General features: G+C 52.9%; 19 protein-coding genes. 7 read left to right on the top strand and 12 right to left on the bottom strand.

What is annotated here, in order from left to right:
- Positions 1-75 precede the first annotated feature (75 nt).
- Both DWZ15_RS00760 and DWZ15_RS00755 read left to right on the top strand, forming a co-directional pair.
- A complete protein-coding gene (locus DWZ15_RS00760; RefSeq protein ID WP_118448651.1) occupies positions 76-1,077 on the top strand; it encodes a glycosyltransferase family 2 protein in 1,002 nt (333 codons plus the stop codon).
- Between the two features lies 1 nt (position 1,078).
- The gene (locus DWZ15_RS00755; RefSeq protein WP_118237750.1) at positions 1,079-2,659 is read left to right on the top strand and encodes a hypothetical protein; all 1,581 of its coding nucleotides are present in this window, start codon (positions 1,079-1,081) and stop codon (positions 2,657-2,659) included.
- Positions 2,660-3,082: 423 nt separating this feature from the next.
- On the opposite strand, the gene DWZ15_RS00745 is transcribed toward DWZ15_RS00755, so the two are convergent.
- From DWZ15_RS00745 to DWZ15_RS10860, 11 genes are all read right to left on the bottom strand, one after another.
- Entirely contained in the window at positions 3,083-3,403 is a 321-nt protein-coding gene (locus DWZ15_RS00745) for a DUF2304 domain-containing protein (RefSeq protein ID WP_055252467.1), read from the bottom strand.
- A gap of 4 nt (positions 3,404-3,407) precedes the next feature.
- Complete coding sequence (locus tag DWZ15_RS00740; protein ID WP_118448646.1) at positions 3,408-4,100, bottom strand: glycosyltransferase family 2 protein; 693 nt, start codon at positions 4,098-4,100, stop codon at positions 3,408-3,410.
- 49 nt (positions 4,101-4,149) lie between these two features.
- The gene (locus tag DWZ15_RS00735) at positions 4,150-5,382 is read right to left on the bottom strand and encodes a lipopolysaccharide biosynthesis protein (protein ID WP_055252469.1); all 1,233 of its coding nucleotides are present in this window, start codon (positions 5,380-5,382) and stop codon (positions 4,150-4,152) included.
- A complete protein-coding gene (wecB, locus tag DWZ15_RS00730; protein WP_055252470.1) occupies positions 5,383-6,522 on the bottom strand; it encodes a non-hydrolyzing UDP-N-acetylglucosamine 2-epimerase in 1,140 nt (379 codons plus the stop codon).
- Between the two features lie 25 nt (positions 6,523-6,547).
- Positions 6,548-7,354 (bottom strand): glycosyltransferase family 2 protein, encoded by an 807-nt coding sequence (locus DWZ15_RS00725; RefSeq protein WP_158570933.1) that lies wholly within the window; start codon positions 7,352-7,354, stop codon positions 6,548-6,550.
- 16 nt (positions 7,355-7,370) lie between these two features.
- On the bottom strand, positions 7,371-8,558 hold the full coding sequence (locus tag DWZ15_RS00720; protein WP_055252472.1) for a glycosyltransferase: 1,188 nt from the start codon (positions 8,556-8,558) through the stop codon (positions 7,371-7,373).
- A gap of 105 nt (positions 8,559-8,663) precedes the next feature.
- Positions 8,664-9,803 carry a glycosyltransferase family 4 protein gene (locus DWZ15_RS00715; RefSeq protein WP_118270795.1) on the bottom strand — a complete coding sequence of 380 codons (1,140 nt, stop codon included), beginning with the start codon at positions 9,801-9,803 and terminating at the stop codon, positions 8,664-8,666.
- Between the two features lie 647 nt (positions 9,804-10,450).
- Positions 10,451-13,267, bottom strand: a complete 2,817-nt coding sequence (locus DWZ15_RS00705) for an N-acetylmuramoyl-L-alanine amidase (RefSeq protein ID WP_118448643.1) — start codon at positions 13,265-13,267, stop codon at positions 10,451-10,453.
- A gap of 207 nt (positions 13,268-13,474) precedes the next feature.
- On the bottom strand, positions 13,475-14,578 hold the full coding sequence (locus DWZ15_RS00700) for a hypothetical protein (protein WP_055252476.1): 1,104 nt from the start codon (positions 14,576-14,578) through the stop codon (positions 13,475-13,477).
- A gap of 140 nt (positions 14,579-14,718) precedes the next feature.
- Positions 14,719-14,841, bottom strand: coding sequence for a hypothetical protein (locus tag DWZ15_RS10800; RefSeq protein ID WP_255413388.1), 123 nt, complete (start codon positions 14,839-14,841; stop codon positions 14,719-14,721).
- A gap of 48 nt (positions 14,842-14,889) precedes the next feature.
- On the bottom strand, positions 14,890-15,540 hold the full coding sequence (locus tag DWZ15_RS10860; protein WP_226790514.1) for a DDE-type integrase/transposase/recombinase: 651 nt from the start codon (positions 15,538-15,540) through the stop codon (positions 14,890-14,892).
- Here DWZ15_RS10860 and DWZ15_RS10855 point away from each other — a divergent pair.
- From DWZ15_RS10855 to DWZ15_RS00675, 4 genes are all read left to right on the top strand, one after another.
- The gene (locus DWZ15_RS10855) at positions 15,533-15,856 is read left to right on the top strand and encodes a phage holin (protein ID WP_118270792.1); all 324 of its coding nucleotides are present in this window, start codon (positions 15,533-15,535) and stop codon (positions 15,854-15,856) included. The two genes, DWZ15_RS10860 and DWZ15_RS10855, sit on opposite strands and share 8 nt — an antisense overlap.
- A 64-nt stretch (positions 15,857-15,920) precedes the next feature.
- Complete coding sequence (locus tag DWZ15_RS10620; protein WP_226790515.1) at positions 15,921-16,412, top strand: hypothetical protein; 492 nt, start codon at positions 15,921-15,923, stop codon at positions 16,410-16,412.
- Entirely contained in the window at positions 16,405-17,679 is a 1,275-nt protein-coding gene (locus tag DWZ15_RS00680; protein WP_158572467.1) for an SIR2 family protein, read from the top strand. Before DWZ15_RS10620 ends, DWZ15_RS00680 begins: the two co-directional genes overlap by 8 nt.
- Positions 17,680-17,722: 43 nt before the next feature.
- The gene (locus DWZ15_RS00675) at positions 17,723-19,504 is read left to right on the top strand and encodes an ATP-binding protein (protein WP_158570936.1); all 1,782 of its coding nucleotides are present in this window, start codon (positions 17,723-17,725) and stop codon (positions 19,502-19,504) included.
- Positions 19,505-19,922: 418 nt separating this feature from the next.
- Here DWZ15_RS00675 and DWZ15_RS00670 read toward each other — a convergent pair whose 3' ends face one another.
- On the bottom strand, positions 19,923-20,219 hold the full coding sequence (locus DWZ15_RS00670) for a hypothetical protein (protein WP_055252705.1): 297 nt from the start codon (positions 20,217-20,219) through the stop codon (positions 19,923-19,925).
- 433 nt (positions 20,220-20,652) lie between these two features.
- On the opposite strand from DWZ15_RS00670, the gene rhuM reads away from it, so the two are divergent.
- The gene (gene rhuM, locus DWZ15_RS00665) at positions 20,653-21,597 is read left to right on the top strand and encodes a RhuM family protein (protein WP_118270789.1); all 945 of its coding nucleotides are present in this window, start codon (positions 20,653-20,655) and stop codon (positions 21,595-21,597) included.
- Positions 21,598-21,668 lie beyond the last annotated feature (71 nt).

Genomic DNA, 21,668 nt, shown 5'->3' with positions numbered 1-21,668 from the left:
CTAGCACCGGGGCTGCGCCGCGAGGTGGAGTATAATCACTTTTCGTTGAACGTTTTGTCCGTGAAAGGCAAGTGCATGCAAAGCGATGATACTCAGACTCCGTCCCCGAAGCCGATTCTGTGGATGGTCATTCCTTGTTACAATGAGGAAGCTGTCTTGCCGGAAACATCTGGGACGTTTTTGTCTGAGCTCAGCGGATTGATTTCGGCCGAAATCGTAAGTGATAAAAGTAGCATTCTGTTTGTAGACGATGGGTCGAGTGATAGCACATGGACCATCATTGAAAGACTCTCAAACGACGATGCTCATTTCAGGGGAATATCACTGTCAAGAAATCGAGGTCATCAGAATGCCCTTCTTGCGGGGCTTATGGAAGCGCGTAAGTACTGTGACGTCTCCATTTCTTTGGATTGCGACGGGCAAGACGATATCTCGGCCGTATCTAAAATGATTGAAAAGTACCTGGACGGTAGTGACGTCGTATATGGCGTTAGAAACGACAGGTCTACCGATACGTTCTTTAAAAGGATGACTGCGGAGGCTTTCTACGGCATGATGAAAGAGATGGGGGTAGATACCGTCTTCAATCATGCAGATTATAGGCTCTTGAGCCTTGCCGCTCTGGATGGGTTGTCGGAATATGGAGAATCAAATCTGTTCTTGCGCGGAATGGTTCCGTTGATTGGGCTTCCCAGTTCAACCGTTGAGTACTCGCGCGCAGCTCGCGTTGCGGGTGACAGTCACTATCCCCTACGAAAGATGATAGCTCTCGCTGTTGACGGGATAACGAGCCTTTCGATTAAGCCTATCCACCTAATTAGCGCGGCGGGCGCTGTAATTGGCTTCGTTGGCCTATTGGGGACCTTTTGGGCGATCCTCTCTTATTTCTCTGGGGCGACGGTTTCGGGCTGGACGAGTACCATCTGTGTCATCTTGTTTTTGGGTGGCACGCAACTCCTGAGCCTCGGTGTTATCGGCGAGTATGTGGGCAAGGCGTATCTTGAGACAAAGAGTCGCCCGCGCTATCTAATCGAAAAGAGAACGTATGAAAGCAACCGACGAAACCTAAGGGGCTAACGTGGTCGAATCTTGTCCTGCGACACGTGGAGTCGTTAAGATTCCGTGGTTTTTGCGTTTTGGCAGATGTGTCGCTTTGGCGTATTTCTCGCTTGCCCTGCTTGCCGTTGCTTTCCTTGCCCCGCGCCTGCCTTATGCCTGCAAAGGGGAGGAGGCATCCCTTTCTTTACCTAGTCTGGCTGTGGTTGTGATAGTGGGGCTCGTTGTCTCTGTGGCATTGGCTAAGAGACGGCCAAAGGCGAACGTGGACTTCCTTGGTCTTCAAATGTTTAGACGCGTTAGCATTTCATTGGCCGTGGTAGTTTTCGTGCTTCAAATCTGCCTAATCAATAGCATATATTTTGAGACAGGCTGGGATGTCGGTGTGCTGATGTCGGGGTTGTCCGATGAGGGAGCCACGCTGGATTATTTCTCGCGCTATCCCAACCAGCTGTTTTTGCTTTTTATCTTCAAGACTGTGGGCCACTTTTGCCAACTTATTGGATTCCAAAACGTATACCTCATGCTTGACGTGGTGGGAGCAGCGTGTGTTACTTTGGCTGTTGTTCTGACCTCCTTTGTTGTGGCGAGGCTGGCGGGTTTTGGTCCTGGGTACTATACGCTTGCGTTCGGCTGTTTGTACTTGAGCTTCTCTCCTTGGATTGCGGTTCCTTATTCAGATACGTATGGAACTATCTGCCCCGCGCTGGTCTTGTTTCTGTACAACAATACTGGCCGAAGCCCGTTACGCACATTCGGCATGCTCTTTTTCGGCGTGGTCGGATACTTTATTAAGCCTACGGCCATCTTCGTTGTTGTCTCAATTGTGCTTATAGAGGCTGCATGCGCGATAAGTCGTCGAAGGTTTGTCGTTGACGGGCAGTTGGATTGCTCTCAAATCAAATCGCTCTTTTTCCAATTCGCTGCGATCACATGTGCTCTTGTTCTCTCGTTTGGCGCCAACTCACTCGCAAGGGAGGCGGGTCCGGTGATTGACGCCGATAAATCCTTTTCGATGGCTCATTTCTTGATGATGGGATTTAATGACGAGACTTATGGGTGCTACTATGAAGACGACGTTATCTATTCCGCCTCATTTGGTAGCCAACAGGATAGATCACATGCAAATTTCGAAAAGTGGGCTGAGAGGTTAGAGTCTCTGGGTCCCCAGGGTGTTTTGAAGTTGATGGTCCAGAAGACTATTTCGAACTATTCGGACGGTACTTTTGCGTGGGCTGCTGAAGGAAACTTTTTTTTGAGTACTCCTCATTCTGACAACACGCTGTCAAAGTTCTTTGGAGAAGACGGCTCTTTCACGCTGTTCCAGGTTTTTGCCCAGCTTTGCTGGATGTTTGTCCTGGTCGGTATGTGTCTGAACTGGCTGAAGTTCCCTAGATCAAAGACGGAGTATGTGGTTTTATGTTCGGTGTTCTTGCTCAGCGTGTTTTTGATGCTGTTTGAGTGCAGGGCCAGGTATATGTTTCTCTATTCTCCATTTTTTATTGCGCTCGCGGTGCTTGGATGGAGAAACCTGATTGATGTGTTTGCGAAGCGATTCTCGGAAAACAGACTGTCTGGCCGAGAAAGACTCCGCGGGGTTTAACTTGCGGCGAGAAACCTCTTTCTAGACCAGTAGTTCTACATCATAACAACGGCTATGGCGGCAATCTTTAACTATTCTGTAGTCCAGGTTCGCCAAGTAGGTTCTAATCCACATGCAAATCTCATTGATGACCAGACCTGGTAGTGCAAGGGGTTGAATTGTCACTCTTGGATATTTAAATGAAGGCCGCATTTAGATGGTAGCTATCGAGGAGGGACCTGCCGGCATCCGTAGCGCATTGAATGCCGTGAACATGTCGTGCATGAAGCGAGGGCTAAGCTGTGGGTGAGCTTGTCGAGCACGGTCACGTGCACCCCGGGGTAGTTCTTCACTACGTAGTGCACGAAGCTGGACCCGATGAAGCCGCAGCCACCGATGACGATGATGTTGGTGGGTTCGAAGGGCATAAAGACTGGTGTCATGCTACTTGAGAGCGAGCTCTTCAACAAGTGCGTTCACGCGACGTCTGAGCTCTGCAATCTTTACCGTGTTGGAGAACTCTCGATAAAGAAGCAGCGCAATTGCATAGAGGAATACGAAGTTCGACGGGCTTTCGAAGCCAAGGGCCCCTGCGAGCCAGAAGGCAATCTGGGGAACGGCTGCAAACACGACAAAGCTCAAAGCAAAGAACAACCAGAACACGGAGTCGAGAACCTGTATCTGAGCCTTACGGAGCTTCTTCACTATCACGAACAAGATGGCAAATGCACCCAGAATGAGTACGACCCTTAAAACGCTAGACATATAATCACCTGAACCACTGAACGAAAAGAATGGAGATGCAAGCTCGCGCCATGTAAGCAATCGACTTGGAGATATTAAGATAGCTCTCCCCCGCCTGGCGTTCACGCATCTCAACTTGAACCTCGCTCACCTTCGCCCCCTTTTTTATAAGAAGCGAAATGCTCTCGGGCTCAGGGTTAAGCGAGTCGTCCTGCGCGAAGCGCTTAATCATTTCCTTGCTAAACATTCTCATTCCCGAGGTAGGGTCAGCTACGCGCTTTCCCGTAGTCAGCTTGATCATGACTGTAATAAGGCGTGAGCCAATCATTCGAGTGGAGATTTCCTTTTTCACGTGGAGGAAGCGTGAGCCAATTACGATATCAGCGTTTTCATTAATAGCGGTCTCGAGCATTTCATCGATATACTCAGGCATATGCTGACCGTCCGCATCAAACTGAAGGGCATAATCGTAGCCGTTGCGGAGCGCGTACTTCATGCCCGTCTGAAATCCAACGGTGAGGCCAGAATTGACTGGCAGTGTTACGTAGTTGTACCCACGATCGCGACAAATCCGCTCAGTTAAATCCTTGGAGCCGTCGTTTACTACGAGATAGTCAACACTTGGAGCGACACCTACCAGCTCGTCAACCGTGGCCTCGAGCGATTCTTCCTCATTATACGCTGGAATAATAACCAGCAATCGATGATGCTTATCCATACATCCACCTTACCTTTTATCTTCCGAAACGTAATCCAGGCATCACATACTATTTCCAGTAGCCTTTTAGCTGAATAACTAACACGGTTGCCATGAAGCCTATTCCACAAAGAGCAGAAATGAGACAGACATATGTAACACCATCCATCGAATACAGAGCAATTAAAGGTAAGGCGCAGAGAGAGGAAATTAGAGCAGCAACATTCCCAACAAAGGCACCCCGGAAGTTTCTGATAGCCATTAGCAAATCGTTTACAAACCACATATACCCCGTAAGCATCGCAAGCGCCACAAGCGGAGGAAGTAGATATGAAAAGCCAGACATCTTTTTCCCATACACAAGAACAAGAACCGGCTCACCTAAAACCATTACTCCAATAGCGCACACCAGCCCCAGAACAACGATCCCGACCGTCGCCTTTGTCAAAAGCGCATTGAAGCCTTTCCTGTCCCTAGCAGCAAAACTCTCCGAAAAATAGCCTAGAAGAGGATTGTAGATATAGGAGGCGCCCGTCTGAATAAGCGCAACAGGAGCAGCTGCGGCAGCATAAATGCCAAGAGCAGCCTCCCCTTGAACACCAACAAGGTATTGCCTTGGAATCGAAGATGCTGACGCCGCGGCAATGGACGCAAGAACGATGGGGAGACATCTCAAGGCCAGTCGAAGGCACTTTTTGAACGAGATGCTTGGGGCCAATGGGCCGAATTGAAGGGTCCTTGGCAAATCGTAGACAGCACCAACGAGGATCACGACAACGGTCATTGCAACTATCGCCGCCTCGAGCGATTCGCATAAGCCAAACACTACGGTAAAGGCAACAAGAGATAGAATCCCCTGAAAAGACAGAGACTTACCGATGTAATCCATTCGATGATGGCGCTGATCGCACGCGTGAAAGACGTCTACAACCAAGGAAATAGACTTGTAGACGGCATAGAGCAGAATAGCTGCAATCGCTCCCGATTCGCATGTAAACAGCGAATAGCCGGTGCACAGAGCGAGCGCGACTCCGCAAGTGAAAAACCGAAACGCCAGGTATTCACCCGTGGTATTCTCATTCTCAACATCTGAGACCTGGTACGTATACATGCGATACTGAGCGATAGGGGCAAAGATGTTGTAGATGGACATTGCCAAAGAGAAAACGCCGGATGCCTCGTAACCTGAACCAAGGCGAACGATCAGAATCGTAATCAGCCATTGGCAAGCAAGGTTAACGATGGAACCGAACGAGTTCCACAGCATATTCTCTTTAAGAGAGAGCTGCTTAACCTCACTCATCTACCGAACCAATGCTTCCCCGAGACTTTGCAGCCCCTTCTCCAGAACATCAGCAATTCGCTCACTCGCATGACCGTCACCATACGGGTTGCTGGCATGAGCCATGCGGGAATATGCTTCTTCATTCTCTAAGAGGTCGCAACATGTTGAGAAAATAGCATCTTCACTTGTGCCAACAAGCTTAAGCGTGCCCGCCGCAACGCCCTCAGGGCGCTCGGTCGTATCACGCATCACCAAAACCGGCTTACCCAAGCCCGGGGCCTCTTCCTGAATGCCGCCTGAATCGGTAAGAATCAAGTAGGAGCGGGCCATGAAATTATGAAAATCAACCACGTCTAGAGGATCAATTAGATGAATGCGGTCGCAGCCGTCCAACTCTTCATGAGCCGCCTTGCGAACGACAGGATTCAAATGTACAGGATAAACAGCGCGCACGTCATCATGCTTTTCAACAATTCTGCGAATAGCCCTGAACATGTGGTGCATGGGCTCGCCAAGATTCTCTCGACGATGAGCCGTAATCAAGATCAGGCGCCTATCTCCAACCCAATCAAGCTCGGGATGCGAATAATGATCGCGCACCGTCGTACGAAGCGCGTCAATGCCAGTATTTCCCGTCACGAAAATTCGACTGGAATCCCGATGCTCAGAAAGCAGGTTGTTGCGAGCTGCTTCAGTTGGAGCAAAGTGCCAAGCGGCAAGTATGCCGGTTGCCTGCCTATTAAATTCCTCGGGATACGGTGAGTGGATGTTGTATGTACGCAGACCCGCCTCGACATGGCCCACGGGAATGCCCTTGTAGAAGCATGCAAGTGCGGCGGCAAAGGACGTCGTCGTATCACCGTGAACAAGAACAACGTCGGGCTTGAGCTGATCCAGCACGCCGTCCAAGCCATTAAGAACAGCCGTGGTAACATCGAACAAAGTCTGTCTTTGTTTCATGACGTGCAAATCAAAATCGGGCACAACCCCAAACTCCTCAAGGACCACGTCGAGCATCTGGCGATGCTGGCCGGTAACGCAAACCTTCGCGTTAAGGCCAGATCGGTTCTTCAGCTCCTTTACGAGAGGACACATCTTGATTGCTTCGGGCCTTGTTCCAAATACCAACAGGACCGTCTTCTTCGACAAAGAGCTCATGCTGCACTCCATACTTCACTCAAGCCTATTTGCACAAACCAAACATTTTCAATAACGAACGGTACATAAATCCACAAAACGGAATGGCTTTTGCCCTTATTCCGACTGTGCTATGCATCAACTCTGAAACGTACAGGCGATATCCCTTCCAGTTCGTAATGAGCAGCCGATCAGTATTCTTCGTGTAGCCATCGGCAAGGTATTCGCACACGTAGAGAGGAAAGGCGTACCCACGAATTAGATATCCATCGTTGCTGAATCTATTAAAGACAACTGCTTCAGGAACAAACCGCTCATCTTCAAAAACCGGGAATCGGTACTTCCTCAACCGTTCCGTCACAAAGGCCTCGGCAAGGTCACCCGTAATCCCCTTCGATCGGCGATCAATTGACGAATAATCGATGTACGAACCCACATTGTCTTGCAGAATTCCTCCCGTAAGCTTGTTGCCCGGAAAAATACGAACTCCCGACAAGGCAATCAGGCGCTCGTTAGACATAACGGTTTCACAGTTCTCCCCAATACGCTCCAAGGCATCATCGGTTAGATAATCGTCGCTGTCTACCGGGAAAAACAAGGCTCCCTTCGCCTCATCAAGACCCTTATTCCATGCAACGTGCTTTCCGCTATTGACCTGGAAAAAATAGCGGATAGGAAATTTCACCTGACAATCTTGCTGCATCGCCTCGACGAGCTTTCGCGTATCATCCGTGCTTCCATCATCAACAATTATCCATTCGAAATCTCGAAAAGATTGTCTTTTCAGACTTTCGAATAGCTTGGGAAGGATATATGCGCGATTATAAGTCGGGGTAAAAACCGTTATAAGCATAGACGACCCGCTCACTTTAGCAACTGGACCCAACGCTTCCCAAATCCCTGGCAAACGGGATGAGGGAATTTGCAAAAGAAACCTTTTGCACCAGGCGATCACATGAATCCCTGTCGCATACCGCATTGTCCATTTTCAAAACGAGATCATCCACATCCCCGTTATACAGAAGTCCAACACCATGTCTATCAATCTCTTCGGCAATGTCGTAAACGTAAGGAGTAGTGATTACCGGCCTGTGCGCCGCGACGTATTCCAAGAACTTGTTAGGGTAAGCAAAGTGGTTCGTTGGAACGTCCTCTCTCAACATCACGAAGAAGTCCGCAGCACAGAACACGCTAGGGAGGTCAGATGGCTTGAAGCTATCGAATTCAACGTCGTCACAATCACCGATTGCGGCGCGTGCAGAAGTAACGTCACCAGACAAAACAAGTAGCTTTGCCCCACGCCTCTTCAGTATTTCGCGATACAACTCTGCAGTTTGCGGAAGGCATTGCCACGACGAAGCTCCGCCTGAGTAAACGAGCAGCCACTCGTCATCTTCTACGCCGTACTTCCTCCTATAATCCTCTCGATACTTAAGCTCCTCCGCACGACCAAAGCTTGGCTTCGCCCCCGTCGCACACGGAACAATGTAGAACTGACCCTCTTTGCAGCCGCACTCTCGACAAAGGAAACTGCGATACGCTCGAGAAACACAAAAGATACGGTCGAACTTACGCAAATATTTGCGCTGCTCGTATCTCTCAACAAAAGCGGCGGCACGGTGGAATGAGCCAAGGAAGAGGGGCTCGTCGCGTGCAAGAAGGGAGCCGTCGCCGTAATAACCATGAACATCAGCACATACAAAAGCTCCCGACGCCTCGGCGGCGCGCTTCATCCGGTCGACATAACGAAACAGCCCCACGCCAGAAAGGATGATCGCCTTGTAGGAGCCACTCAAAACCTTTTTTTCCGCAGTGGTAATTAGCTCTTCATATCCCGACAGCAGCTGCATGGGATTCATAAAATCCCGCCGAACATAAACGCCGGGTCCAAAAGCTTCACCACCCTCAGAAACACCCAAGCGAACATTGCAAAGAGCCGCAACATCAGACTCAATGCCCCACCCATTCTTTAGAGCATCTGCTCTATTTTTAATCAGGCTAAACTCGCCGCCCGAGGTGGCAACATTCCTTGAGGTCACAATAAGAATATCGTGCATCACTATACCTTCTCATTCTCCTACTTCTGAAGAAAACAATATCCGAACGAGGAAACAAAACCGCGGCAAACCCCAGTCAACGGAAAAGCAACACCAACGTAATTGCTACGCACCAAGAAGTTCAACGAGCCTCTCTGCAGTATTGCCCCACGTACAATACTCTCGAACTCTACTCTGGACCAGCCGTCCCTTTCGCCGCGTCTCCGCTTTCGATGCGCACGCCACTCGTATTGCTGCGGCAATTTGGTCGGGAGCACAGCCATCCAACAAAAAACCGCAATCTTCCTCACCAAATACTTCGTCAACTCCGCCCACCAAGGGAATGATTGCCGGGGTGCCGCACGCCGAAGACTCGAGAAGGGTCGTACAAAAACCCTCTGATCTCGTAGGAAGACACAGCACGTCTGCGGCCTGAAGCAAGGACGACACATCCGCCGGACGCAAAGGACCAACATAGGAGACATTCTCAGGAGTAGAATCCATCAACTCACGCAGGGGACCATCACCCGCAACCACCAACTTTACGGGCGTTTCATTCAGTTGCTTCATAGCCGCAAGAAGGGAGTCGATACCCTTCTCGGGAATCAACCTTCCAACAAAACAGGCAAGAACAGAATCCGTCCCGACGCCCAATTCGGCACGAAAATCTCGATTTGAGGCATTGGAGCAATAAGCATCAACGTCAATCGCGTTAGGCAGGATATCAATGCCAGAAATACCAAATTGTCGAAGCCAATCCAGGCTTTTCTTAGAAACACCGCAAAACACTGGATGAAACCGCTTGGCAATCGAAGTAATTATGTGTTCATAGGCGCGAACGAACACATCCAATACTGCGTTTCCGAATGTAAGATACTGCGATCCATGGTCAAGAACGATGGGGGTAAGATGATGGCGCCTGGCGAACCGAAGCCCACAGATTGAATGGGGATAAAACCTCGTATTAACTAGGACGCCATCGAAGCACTCGCCATCAAGAGCCCTCAGCATGCTCCGATAAGCTCTTCCAAAACGCGAGACAGGGAACCTGCCACCAAGCAATGGAAAACACGGCAGTCTTACAACCTCAATACCATCGTCTGTTACCTCTCGAGACGGCAGCGAATCGCAATTACACGTGACCACGACCGGCTTATGGCCCATGCCAATGAGCGTAACTGCGAGGTTTCTGGTATAGGACTCAACACCGCCAATGTGAGGCAGATATTGAGCGGAAAAGATTGCTATTCTCAGCGCTTCAGCCATTGATTCTTTCTTACTCTCTCGTCATCTCTATCTCGCTCTAGAAAAGCCAGAACGAGCTTGAATCTTGGCATAAGAGCTCCCAATCTCTTAGCAAAAGATATAGTTTATGGTAGCAGACCGCCCTACAAACAAAAGGACGGAGCTCACGCTCCGTCCTTTTGCTACTTGACGGTCACGGGATTAGTCGTAAAACCGTTACCCAGATACTCGCTTGGTCGACGAGGGACATGGTCGGACCGGACCAGTCGACCTCCATGTTCCTGCCCGCCTTGCGGCCGACCCTGCTCACGACGTTCCTGCTGACCGTGAACTGCCTGTACCGCTTGCAGAAGCGGTCGTAGGACATCGCCGCCTCGCCCCGCGCGGCGCATCCTCGCGGTACTCGCCGTGCAGGAAACTGAGCGTGATGCCGACCTTCGACGCGTGCAGTGCAGAGGCGATCACGTTGAGCGACAGGTTCGACGACGTCAGCCTGAGCACCACCCTCGCCGGTATCCTTCTCGCCAAGATCAGTTCCTTTCTCTCGACTACCGGTATGGCGTCTCGAGCGTATAGGCGGCGAGCCGGTGGGTCGCGGGCGCGGATGTGAGCGGCACTAAAGCGCGCTACAGGTGGTACAGAGAAGGACGATTACTCATGTAGACCCATTACATGCACAAAACATCAAGGACAATTGCATTTAAGCCTTCGCCGTAACCTTTACCGGGAACGGCCCAACGTCCATTTAGGTCCGTCGTCTTGGGAGCACACCCACGGGAAACAAGATTAAAGCGTGGGTCAATACACGGATTATTCAAAGGTTCAGTTGTTGCGTACGCTTTTAAATGCTGCGCCTGAACCCTAAGCCCTTCTCTAACGGAAGAAAAAGTATATCCGGGATTTCCAGGACCGGTGGCTCCAACACCTCCAAAATTGCACTGATTTGCCTGGACCAAATTTCCGAATCTTAAATAGCCCGTCTCTTTCATGACTTGAGCATATAAAACTTCAGGACATACTCCCTCAAATGAGGCTTCTTCGTAAAGGATCTTACAAAACTCATCAATAGAGGCGCTGCCTTTGCTTTTATACACGCTTGTTGGATAAGTATGCTTCCCAACAGTCCTGCCGTAATGAACGGCAGCATCCTCGTAAGAAGTGAAAGACGAGGACATTATATAGCCCTCAAATCCAGTCATGCTCGAACCATTACGGTGCTCTTTCATCCCATATTCGAGATAGTGGAGATAATACTCTTTTAAATTACTTCCGTAAGCCTTCCTAAGATCGAGGTACCTCGTTCTATAACTATAAACGTCGAACGCCTCGGAGCCGCGGCGGCCCTCCGACATTCCGTAGTTGATGAAGTGCCGCAGGACGGCCGAGTCGTCGACCACAGTCACGCCGCCGTAGGTCGACTTGGTGAAGGCCTTCTCGACGTCGCCGTTGCGGGAGAGGTAGTACTCGGGGTCGTAGACGGGAGCGTAGTCCACGCCGCCCGCCTTGGTTGCGGCGCCCTTGAGCTTCGAGCAGCCGGTGGCGTGGCGCCCCTCCTTCTTGCCGTACATAAGGTAGTGCGAGTAGTAGCTGGCGAGGTCGGTGCCGAAGGCGGCGCGGAGATCGGGGTACTCATTGTAGTAGCTCTGCACGTCGAACGCCTCGGAGCCGCGGCGGCCCTCCGACATTCCGTAGTTGATGAAGTGCCGCAGGACGGCCGAGTCGTCGACCATAGTCACGCCGCCGTAGGTCGACTTGGTGAAGGCCTTCTCGACGTCGCCGTTGCGGGAGAGGTAGTACTCGGGGTCGTAGACGGGAGCGTAGTCCACGCCGCCCGCCTTGGTTGCGGCGCCCTTGAGCTTCGAGCAGCCGGTGGCGTGGCGCCCCTCCTTCTTGCCGTACATAAGGTAGTGCGAGTAGTAGCTGGCGAGGTCGGTGCCGAAGGCGGCGCGGAGATCGGGGTACTCATTGTAGTAGCTCTGCACGTCGAACGCCTCGGAGCCGCGGCGGCCCTCCGACATGCCGTAGTTGATGAAGTGATCCAGGGCCTTATCTTTGCTTCCGTTTGCCCATTCGTTAACATCTGGATACTTATTGAGATAGTAGTCGGCATCGAAAACAGACGAATAATCAAGCCAAGAGGATTTGGGGAACTGCGCGATGATGGCATCCGCATCAGCTTCTCCAAGACGTTTGCACCCGGCATCACTAAAGTACTTGTTCGCATCGCCCCAATTGGAGATAAATCCGTGTTCAATCAAAATACCGGGGATTCCAGCTTCACGAGCACAACGAATAACGGCGAATTCGTCGCCTACCTGCATCTGAAAGACACCACGGTTTGTAAGTCCGAGAGCAACAAGATTGTTCTGAACCTTCTGGGCCAGTTCGTACGAAACCTGGGTATAGTCAGCCCCGTTCACGGTAGGCGAATATACCTCGGCACCATGAGCTGCTGACGAACCCGAATTGATATGGAAACTGATATAGGCCTGAGCGCCCTGTTTGACGCAACGCTGAACGCGGTAAAGGAAGTCGTTGCTTCCGTAACTGCCCGACTGCTCACGAGCGAGAATTACCTTAAATCCGTAATTCTCAAGCTTGGTCTTACACGCGCTAACAATCTTCCAAGTTAAGTCGGCTTCGCTCTTCCCATTGCCCTGAGCGCCAGAATCGGATCCACCGTGACCGGCATCAAGTGCAATCACACGAACGTTTTTACGAGCTGAACGGGAATCGATGCTATAAGCCGCAATGCCGTCATCATCTTCAGAACCGGAAAGCGCCTCTTCAATAGAGAAAGCCTCGACAGGATTGCCGTTCTCATCGGCATAGTAGACCGACATATCATCGGAATTGTCAACGCGATCAGATGAAGAAGACGAACTGACTACGTCAAAGCTGTAATCCTCAGACGAGAGGTCCACTGAATAGACTGCTTTCGAATCCTTCACCTGATACGTAATACCGGTTAAAAAATACCGCGCTACCAACAAATCTTGTCCGAATGTAAAGCCCGCAGCATTCCCAGAGAAAGCCGAAGCTTCAACGGAGCGCTCTTCGCCAAAATTGCTGACGAATGATAGGGACGCAGAGGTCAAAACATCAGAATCAGATGCAGTTGCGAACGCCGCCTCTTGCATAGCACCCAAAGAAAGAGAGGGCTGCGCAATGTACAAGTATTGGAAAGAGGCATCGACAGAAGAGGAATCGGGAGATTGGGCCGGCTGAGCGGCCGATTCGACTTCCGAATTACAAGAGTCGGCTTCGGCGGTCTCCTCAGTATCCTCACAAGAGTCGGCTTCGGCGGTCTTCTCAGTATCCTCGGAAACGAAATCCGAAAGTGAAGAGGAGCTAGAGGTCTCGGCTTCATTATTTGAGAGCGAGGAAAACTCAAGTGCATAGGCCGACGAAACGGGAGCAAGGAAGGAAGAGGAAACCAGAACAGCGGTAACCAAATTAGCAACTGCGCAACGAACCTTTTTCATATATGCACTCCCAATAAATTACGTAAATCTAAATAGTAGACTTTAACCAAAACAAAATAGAGCTCAAGCAATTCTAACTGAATTACTTGACCTACTGTTAACCCAATTTCGCCCTTACACCATTATCGGAACCGAGCTGAGGAAGGCAGCGTAGGAGAAACGCGATTACGAATTTGTGCACAGCTTGGGACTTGGCCCAACAATGGCCTACCTTGGCAAAGAGACCCCTGCAATCTTGTCCCACAAAACATCAAACACCCTACCCGGATGCTTGAACAGCGCCCGATACAGAACCTGTCGAATCGCCTCGACGCAGGACGCGACAACATACACGCCGGTCACTACAAGCATTACGGACAGCAGCCCCCACGCTGGGTGGCAGTGGGAGAACACAAGCAAGTTCTTCCACAGCAGCTCCTGCATGTACGCGCTGTCCGTGGCAAGGTACACGCCAAACGACAACGTGGCCAAGTAATTGACAGCAGGCCAATGCGCAGGTTGAGCATTAAAGACAAACAAGCACACCGGAAGTGCGATCGCAAGCGACAAGAGGCTTCCAGGATTAGTCACCACCGATCCGTACACGCTGGAAGCGAAAGCGCTCAAAAGGAGCACGTCCTTTTGAGCCACAAAGTAGCAAACGTACACAGCAACGTACGAAAGAACGGGCAGCACCAAAACCCTCGGACCCGCCCCACCGCAATAATGCCACTTAAACCAACATGTCACGCACGCGATCACGACCGTCTGACCCGTCAGGGAGGAAACAAAGCCACCAATTGTCGAATACGGCACAACGGGCAAGACCCCATATAGCACGACCAGTAGCATACAGAGCTCGCCCAGCCGCCGGCTCGTCAACGCACGCAACCCGTCGAACAGATAGGGTGCCACAAGAATCAGCAGAATATACACCGTAGGAAACCACCACAGCGAGGCGAGCGGAGCAAAGACGGCAGCCATCAGCTCTCCAGCTTGCAGCCCATCCCCCGCATTAAACACGCCAAAGTACAGGACGAGCGGCACACTGTAAAAGAGCATCTGCCCCAGCAGGGTCCAAGCCCTTCGCAGCTGACCCTTAAGTGTCAGTTGTGCGTCGGCCAGATACCACACCGTAATGATAAAAAACACGGCAACGGCAATACGCCCCGAAGGGTACAACACGCCGTGCAGTACCATGCGTGCAACGGTCCCGGGGAAAACGGAAATAGGCTCAGCATTATGAATCACGAAATGATGAGCCACTATGAACCACATCGAGATGATGCGCAGAAGCTCAACCTTTGAATTGCGCCCTTTTGAACGTCCCAAACTCTCCCCCATCAACCGTGCAACTTTTATGAGTCGCTAACGTATCCCGCATACCAACAATTTAGCCAATTACACCTGGAGGGCAAGTTGTGTCACGAAAAGTGGTGTAAGCCCCTCCAGGGCCGTTGTCGGCCGATATCCTACGCGACCTTACCGAGCTTGTCCATGAAGGCGGCCTTCAGCGCGGCAACGGTGGCGCCCCCGACGCGCTTGTGGCGGCACCACTCCGCGACGTTGCGCTCCAGGTGGACTGCTTCTGTCAAGGCTAAACTGAACACCGGGGACTGCAGTGGAAACCCCGGACTGTGTTCCTACGCTACAGGACCTAGGCTTCTTCGGAACTGCATCGGGCTCATATAGCCCAGGTCGCTCTTGCGGCGCTTGTCGCGGTACCAGAACAGATAGGCGTCCGGCATCTCCATGAACTCCCCCATGCCAGCATCGTCCCAGCCCCTTCCGTGGAAGGACTCCACCTTCAGCCTGCCGAAGAAGCCCTCCGCCCTTGAATTGTCGGGTGAGCACCCCTTCCTCGTCATCGAGCGCACGATGCCGTGCCCATCGCAGATGGCGATCCAACCGGGCCACCGGTAATGGCTGCCGCGGTCGGAGTGCACCCAGTGGTGCTCACCATACGCAAGCTGCGAGCAGGCCCGCAGGAGCGATGAGTTGGCAAGCACCGCGTTCGGGGGCGTGCCGATGGACCAGCCGACGGGCATTCCGTTGAAGCAATTGATCGCCGGCGAGAGGTGCACTTGCCGGCGGGGATGCGGAATTCCGTGATGCCTGTGACCCACAGCCCGTTTGGCTGGCCGCGAAGCGGTGTCTGCCCCTCTCGTCCAGGCAGGTGTTCCCAGGCGCCACGTAGACCTCGCCCACGTACGGGCTGTACCTGCGCCTCCTCCGCGGCGCGCAGGCGACCAGCCCCTTTGAATTGCCCATGGAAGGAGAAGACCTATGGGCATCAACTGGAGGGTCCGCACGAAGCCGCTGGCGTTCTGGCTGGGCATCGCGGGCGCGGCGGCGACACCGGTGCTCGCGTACCTGGGACTCGGCTACGAGGCCATTCCACGCGCATGGGCGGCCCGCGGCGCGACCGACCCAGCTCGGCACCCGGAGCGAACGCAAGTTCGGCGCGGGCGGCCCCCGACGGGCGAGCACGTGGCAGTGGTTGCTCCGCTGGGGGGCATAATAATGAACGGTTGGCCTGCGTCCCGTGGCGGTTGCTGCAAAGGCTCCGCTTGGGAACAGATGCAATATTGCGTCCGCACCTTCTGTTAGAATTGTTCACTAGTGTTTTATGCTGCGGTTTTCTGATCCGCCGGCATGGGCTAAGGGGTGTTTTTTGGCTGTACAGGGTAAATCAAAGGAGCGCGTTCAGGACGTTGGCGAGGTCTTCACCAACGAGTGCGAGGTGAACGCCATGCTTGACATGGTGAAATCCGAGACGGAGCGCATCGACTCCCGGTTCCTGGAGCCGCCGTACGACAACGGCAACTTCCTCGCTGAGGTGCTGCGACGCAAGCTTTCCGTGGTGGCCTCGCGCTACCGCAAGAGCGCGACCGACTGCATACACGGTGCCGTCGCGGCGAGAAAGGCTGGCGCAGAGAAGCCGAAAACCGCGGCCGACAGCGGCGCGGCCGGCGTCGAACAAGGCCCAGTTGAACGCACTGGGAGCCGGGTGCAAGGTGCGCCACAAGGCATGGGGCGCCGGCACCGTGACGAGGATAGACGGCGGCTCGATCTACGTGAGCATCGGGGGCAAGGAGCGGATGTTTCAGTTCCCGGGCGCGTTCGAGCAGGAGTTCTTGAGTTTATTGGGAGCATGCATGTCTGACAACGCAATAAACATACCGGGCAACGTGTCCTCCGATATGCAGAAAGAATCCTCCAAACCCCTTTTTACCTTGCAGAGGGGTGCAACAAGGCGTGAGGTAAACGCGGTAGAAGCCAGACATTTTGTTCAAGGCATTCTTTCCAGGTCGATTAACCTAGCCACGCTTATCGGCTCTGGCGCATCTACTCCGGCCATTCCCCTGATGGGTGAAACCTTCAGGAACTTGCGAGCGGACCTCAAGCTCAACGATCCCGATCTATCTATCCTTCTGGAAAGTCGGATAACTAAAATTGCCTGTCGAGATAACGAAGACCCTGCGAAGTACTCGAACATAGAGAACCTCCTCTCGTGGCTGAGTCAGCGCATCGAGGGCTCTCTAGATAGCGCCGATGACGACAAGAGGGTTTCCGATGCAGTTCGCAAGGCCTTTCTCGAGTCCGTCGACATCAAATACAGCGCGGAGCACTCCGACGTCCTTGATAGCTATCGTAAGTTTGTTCAGGGACTTGGCGTATCGCGACAGATCCTTGCGCGCGGTGGTCAAGCTGCCTTCGACGTCGTTAATCTCTTCACAACAAACTACGACCTATTTCATGAGATGGCCCTTGAATCGAGCGGCTACGCCTATGTGGACGGGTTCTCGAACGGGCTGATACCCACATTCAACCCGCGGGAATACCATCGCAGGCCGATTGACCTCGACGAGAGATTCAGGGATCACTACGAACCGGTGAACCCCTTCTTTCGCCTTTACAAGATGCACGGGTCCATCAACTGGAGGATTTATGACGGAAACGTCGTAAAGGTCCCCAGGTTTCCCGACATCACCGACGAGTACCAAGGCGACAGACAACTTATCGCCCCGATGACTTCCAAATACGCCTTGACCCAGGGCTCCCCCTATAGCGATATGTTCCGCGAGTTCGTAAATGCCCTCGCCGTCCCCAACACAGTCCTTCTGACTTGTGGATTCAGCTTCGCGGACTCTCACATATCAAACCTTATCAGCCAGGCTCTTGCGAGGCCCGATTTCACGCTCCTCGCCTTTATCGGCAACCCGGCAGAAGCAGATGTCGGTTCCCCTACACGTGTGTTCTACGATAAGGCAGGTGGCGCGAACACCTATTTCGTATATCCAAGTGAAAGGGAACTGGACCGCAAGCGCCCGCTATACTTCTCGGAATTTGCTGACTTTATCGGGCCCGAGATCACCTTCGGAGACGATGTGGCATCTGGATCTTTGGGGCTTGGTGACAAGAATGACTAATGAGGTTCCCAATCCGGGTTGGCTCATCGGCACCATCTGCTATATGGATCAGGAGAAGATAAGACTACGCGCATCACGTTCCGACTTTTCAGACCGGATGCTCGATGGCGAGCCAAGGCATCTAAACGGGCTCAATCAATATCTCTTTTCCTATCTCTCTATCTCGACAAAGATCATTTTTCGCGTGACTTCCGTAGAAGAGGCCGAGAGGCCGTATTCCGACCAGCCTTCGTCGAGGTTTAGCACGAGCTATATCTTCACCGCCGTCCCCATTGGAGAGATTGAAGGATCTTCCTACGTGCCCGGCGTAGTTGACCTCCCCATGGTCGGCTCCAATGTCTATGCCTGCGATGAATCAATCCTCAAGAGGGTCTTTTGCGTGCGGGAAGGAGTCGAGATTGGGTCCCTCGCTGGGTACGATTCAGTAAGACCCACTTTTGATATCGATTCCCTGTTCTCTGGTCATCTCGCTATTCTCGGTAATACCGGCTCGGGAAAGTCCTCAACCGCGCGGCTCCTGCTTGATAGGGCGGCATCGCTCTTAGATGCCGAGGACGCGCTCGATGCAGAGCCCCGATTCTTCGTCTTCGATCTGCACGGCGATTATGACTTTCTCACGCGCGGCGGTTACGGCTGCACGAGACGAATCGGCGCTGATGAGTACCACCTCGCGCCCGGAGAGTTGTCGATGGATGACTGGTCAGCTATTCTCGACCCCTCGCGACGCATCCAGAAACCTCTGCTTGAGAGGGCCGTGAGATACTCCCACCTCAACGAGGAGGGCAAGAAGAAGCTATTTGCTGCCTTTGCATATACCGCAATTCGGGACACGAGCATCGATAGCCACGCAGCGAGGAAGTTTCAGGTCTCAAAGTATTACCAGCCGATTGAGGGAGAACTTAACAAGATTCTCGAACGCGAGTCCGGACCTTTCTCTCGCCCTCAGACCGCTCATAACCTGTTAGTGTCTTTCAACCTGGAATACGGAAACATATCGAAAGATGTCGTCGAAGGGCTTGAGTCCCTTTTGAAGGAGTTCATCGAGGACGAATACATGTCCGATGGACTTCCCAATATCGAACGCATCTTATGTGAGTACGAAAAACCTAAAAGCGAGGTCTCAATCTCTGACGTCGTTGATGCGCTTGACTTCGTGTTCGACGAAGAAGAAGTGCGGGGCAACCGTCAGATAAGGTCGTATTCAGAGGGGCTGGTTACTCAGCTTAGAAACCTTAGGGAAAGGTATTCGCAAGACCTCTTCTCACTTGAGCGGGGCGAGTCAATTGCTGCCCTCTTAAACAAGGGGCATGGCATTCTTGTGCTAGACGTATCTCAGATAATCGACGAGTCAGGATTGAAGTTGTTTTCCCACTACGTTGCGCGCACCCTCTTTCAGGCTAGCCTAGATGCAGGAAGAGGCTCCTCGACACCCATCTATCTCATTTTTGACGAGGCGCATCGCTATATCAGGGATGCAGACCTGACAGACGACTCAGTGTTCAATCGAATTGCACGGGAGGGCCGTAAGTTTGGCATTTACCTTACCGCCATCAGCCAAATCCCCAGTGAGCTTTCCCGCGTCGTGCTCTCTCAGACGGGAACCTTCATAATCCACCGCATTCAGAACTCTTACGACCTCGATTACGTTCGCCGCAATATCCCTTCCATATCAAATGGCCAGGTCATGCGCCTTCCCGCATTCGCCCCGGGAACCGCGACCGCGCTGGGAAGCTCCATTACGGTGCCCCTTGAACTACAGATAGACGATGACTTTGCCGACGAGACGCCAACGATCCGGATGATGAAGAGCAATCGGATTCGATAAAGCTATTTGTGGCCGGCCCGGAGAATGCCCGCAACGGAGACGTTGTGGGCATTTCCTTTTGCCCGCTCGGGGCATGGGAGTCATACGTGGGTGAGTAGGATGGTAAGCCGCAGGGCAGCAAGGGCAGCCGGAGGAGCCGCAGGAGCAGGCGCCGCAGGTAGAGGCGGTGTCGAACTACTGCGAGCTTCTCAACCGGCGGGACGCGCGCTACGCCTAGCAACAAGCCAGAACAAGCACAGTAATTTTCAGCGCACCATACACGCACTCGCTGCTAAGGTTCGGCCCCAGCCACGGATCACCCGTCAAGAAGAACTCCAGCCAGTGCTGCATAAACAGTGCCTGCTCGCGCTTCCAACGGCGCAGCTTTTCCTCGCTGGCCTCTTCCCTGCTGCGCGAAGTGAACTCGTAGTGGTGCAGCTCAGCATAAGGTGTAAAGATGGTGCGGTAGCCCCCATACGCGCAGGCAAAAATCCGCATCGTTAAAACCGACGGCAAACTTCTCGTCGCAGCCTTCAACCCGTTCATAAACGTCGCGACGGACCATCTGGCAGGCGCCCGTAACGGCGCTGAAGTTGCCCGGGTGCACGGCACGGGCAAGATATCCCTCGCGCTTTGCCGAAAAGTCCCAGTTGGCATGGGCAAGGGCGCCGCGCACGCCGACCACAATGCCAGCTAGCTGAACCAGATGGCCAGCAAAGTAGAGCTTGGCACCCACTAAAGCCCATTACTTGCTCAGGATGACCAGGAAGGTCAAGAGAAGTAGGAGAAGGATAATCCTATCCATCTGGCTACCCCCTGCCTTGTAGAACCGCGGCCCGGAATACAGCTGGCTTCGGAGAACAAGGCAGAGGACGACACACCGCCGCGTCCAGCTAAAATTTAAACAGAAATACGTACGCATGTTCGCGTTTCGTGGTACACTGTATCTACCAGAATAAGACAGAGTGAAAGTCGCTTCGGAGGCCCCCAATGGTACGAAGCGCCGGCGCCGCGGATCCCCGCTGCCCCGACCCTGGCTTAGCCGGCGCACGCGACGCCGACTGACCGGCGGGATGCCGGTTGAAGCTACGCAATACCGGCATGTTGAAACCACTCGTCCTCCGGCGTGCGGATCATAGCATGTCGACTAAACCGAAGGGGCATACATCATGGACAATTCCAACGCAAGCCAGCAGATCGCTTTGTACGAGGACCCCGACCACGCAGTCCACCTTGACGTGCGCGTCGACGGCGATACGGTCTGGCTAACCCAGCAGCAGATGGCGACGTTGTTCGGGCGCGGAGTGCCGACTATCTCCAAGCACATTCATTCCGCAGCAAAGGAAGAGCTTGCCGGAATTCGAACTATTTCATTTTTTGAAATAGTTCGCTTAGAGGGAACAAGAACGGTCAAACGTCAGGTCGAGCACTACAACCTCGACATGATCATCTCGGTTGGCTACCGCGTGAAGTCTCAGCAGGGCGTGTACTTCCGCCGGTGGGCAAATGGCGTGCTCAAGCAGCATCTACTCCAGGGATACTCCATCAACCAAAAGAGACTCGAGGCGCTCGGAACGGTCTTCAAGGTCCTCGAGAGGTCGAGTACTCCGGAACTCTCCGGTGCGGCAGAAATTCTACAGAAGTACCTTCCGAGCCTGACTCTGCTCGATGAATACGACACGGGAAGGATGAAGGCGCCCCGGGGCAACGAGCCCAACTGGGAGCTCGGTTACACCGAAGCCCTCGAAGTCATCCGCAGCCTACCGTTCTACTCGTCGTCCACCCTGTTCGGACGAGAGCGGGACAACCAGTTCGCCGGAATCATCAGCGCCCTCTATCAGGGCTTTGGCGACCAAGACCTATATCCCTCCGTTCAAGCAAAGGCCGCCAACCTTCTCTACCTCGTAGTGAAGGACCATCCATTCTTGGATGGCAACAAGCGCTCTGCAGCGGCGCTCTTCATTCACTTCCTCGACAAGAACGGGATACTGCGCAACGGCGAAAGACTCCGCGTGGAGGGCAACGCGCTCGCGGCCATGACGCTCATGATTGCCCTCTCTGACCCAAGCGAGAAGGACTCCATGGTTACGCTGGTGGAGAATTTCATCGCGTAGCGCCTTCGCCCGAGCACCAGAATCGACGTTCCTTCATATAGCAGATGCAAACGAGGAAAGGGCCATCAAAG

The sequence above is a fragment of the Collinsella sp. AF29-7AC genome (assembly GCF_003475665.1).
GTDB lineage: Bacteria > Actinomycetota > Coriobacteriia > Coriobacteriales > Coriobacteriaceae > Collinsella.
Note: the sequence above shows the minus strand (reverse complement) of the source record. Positions and strands in the feature narration are given on the sequence as shown.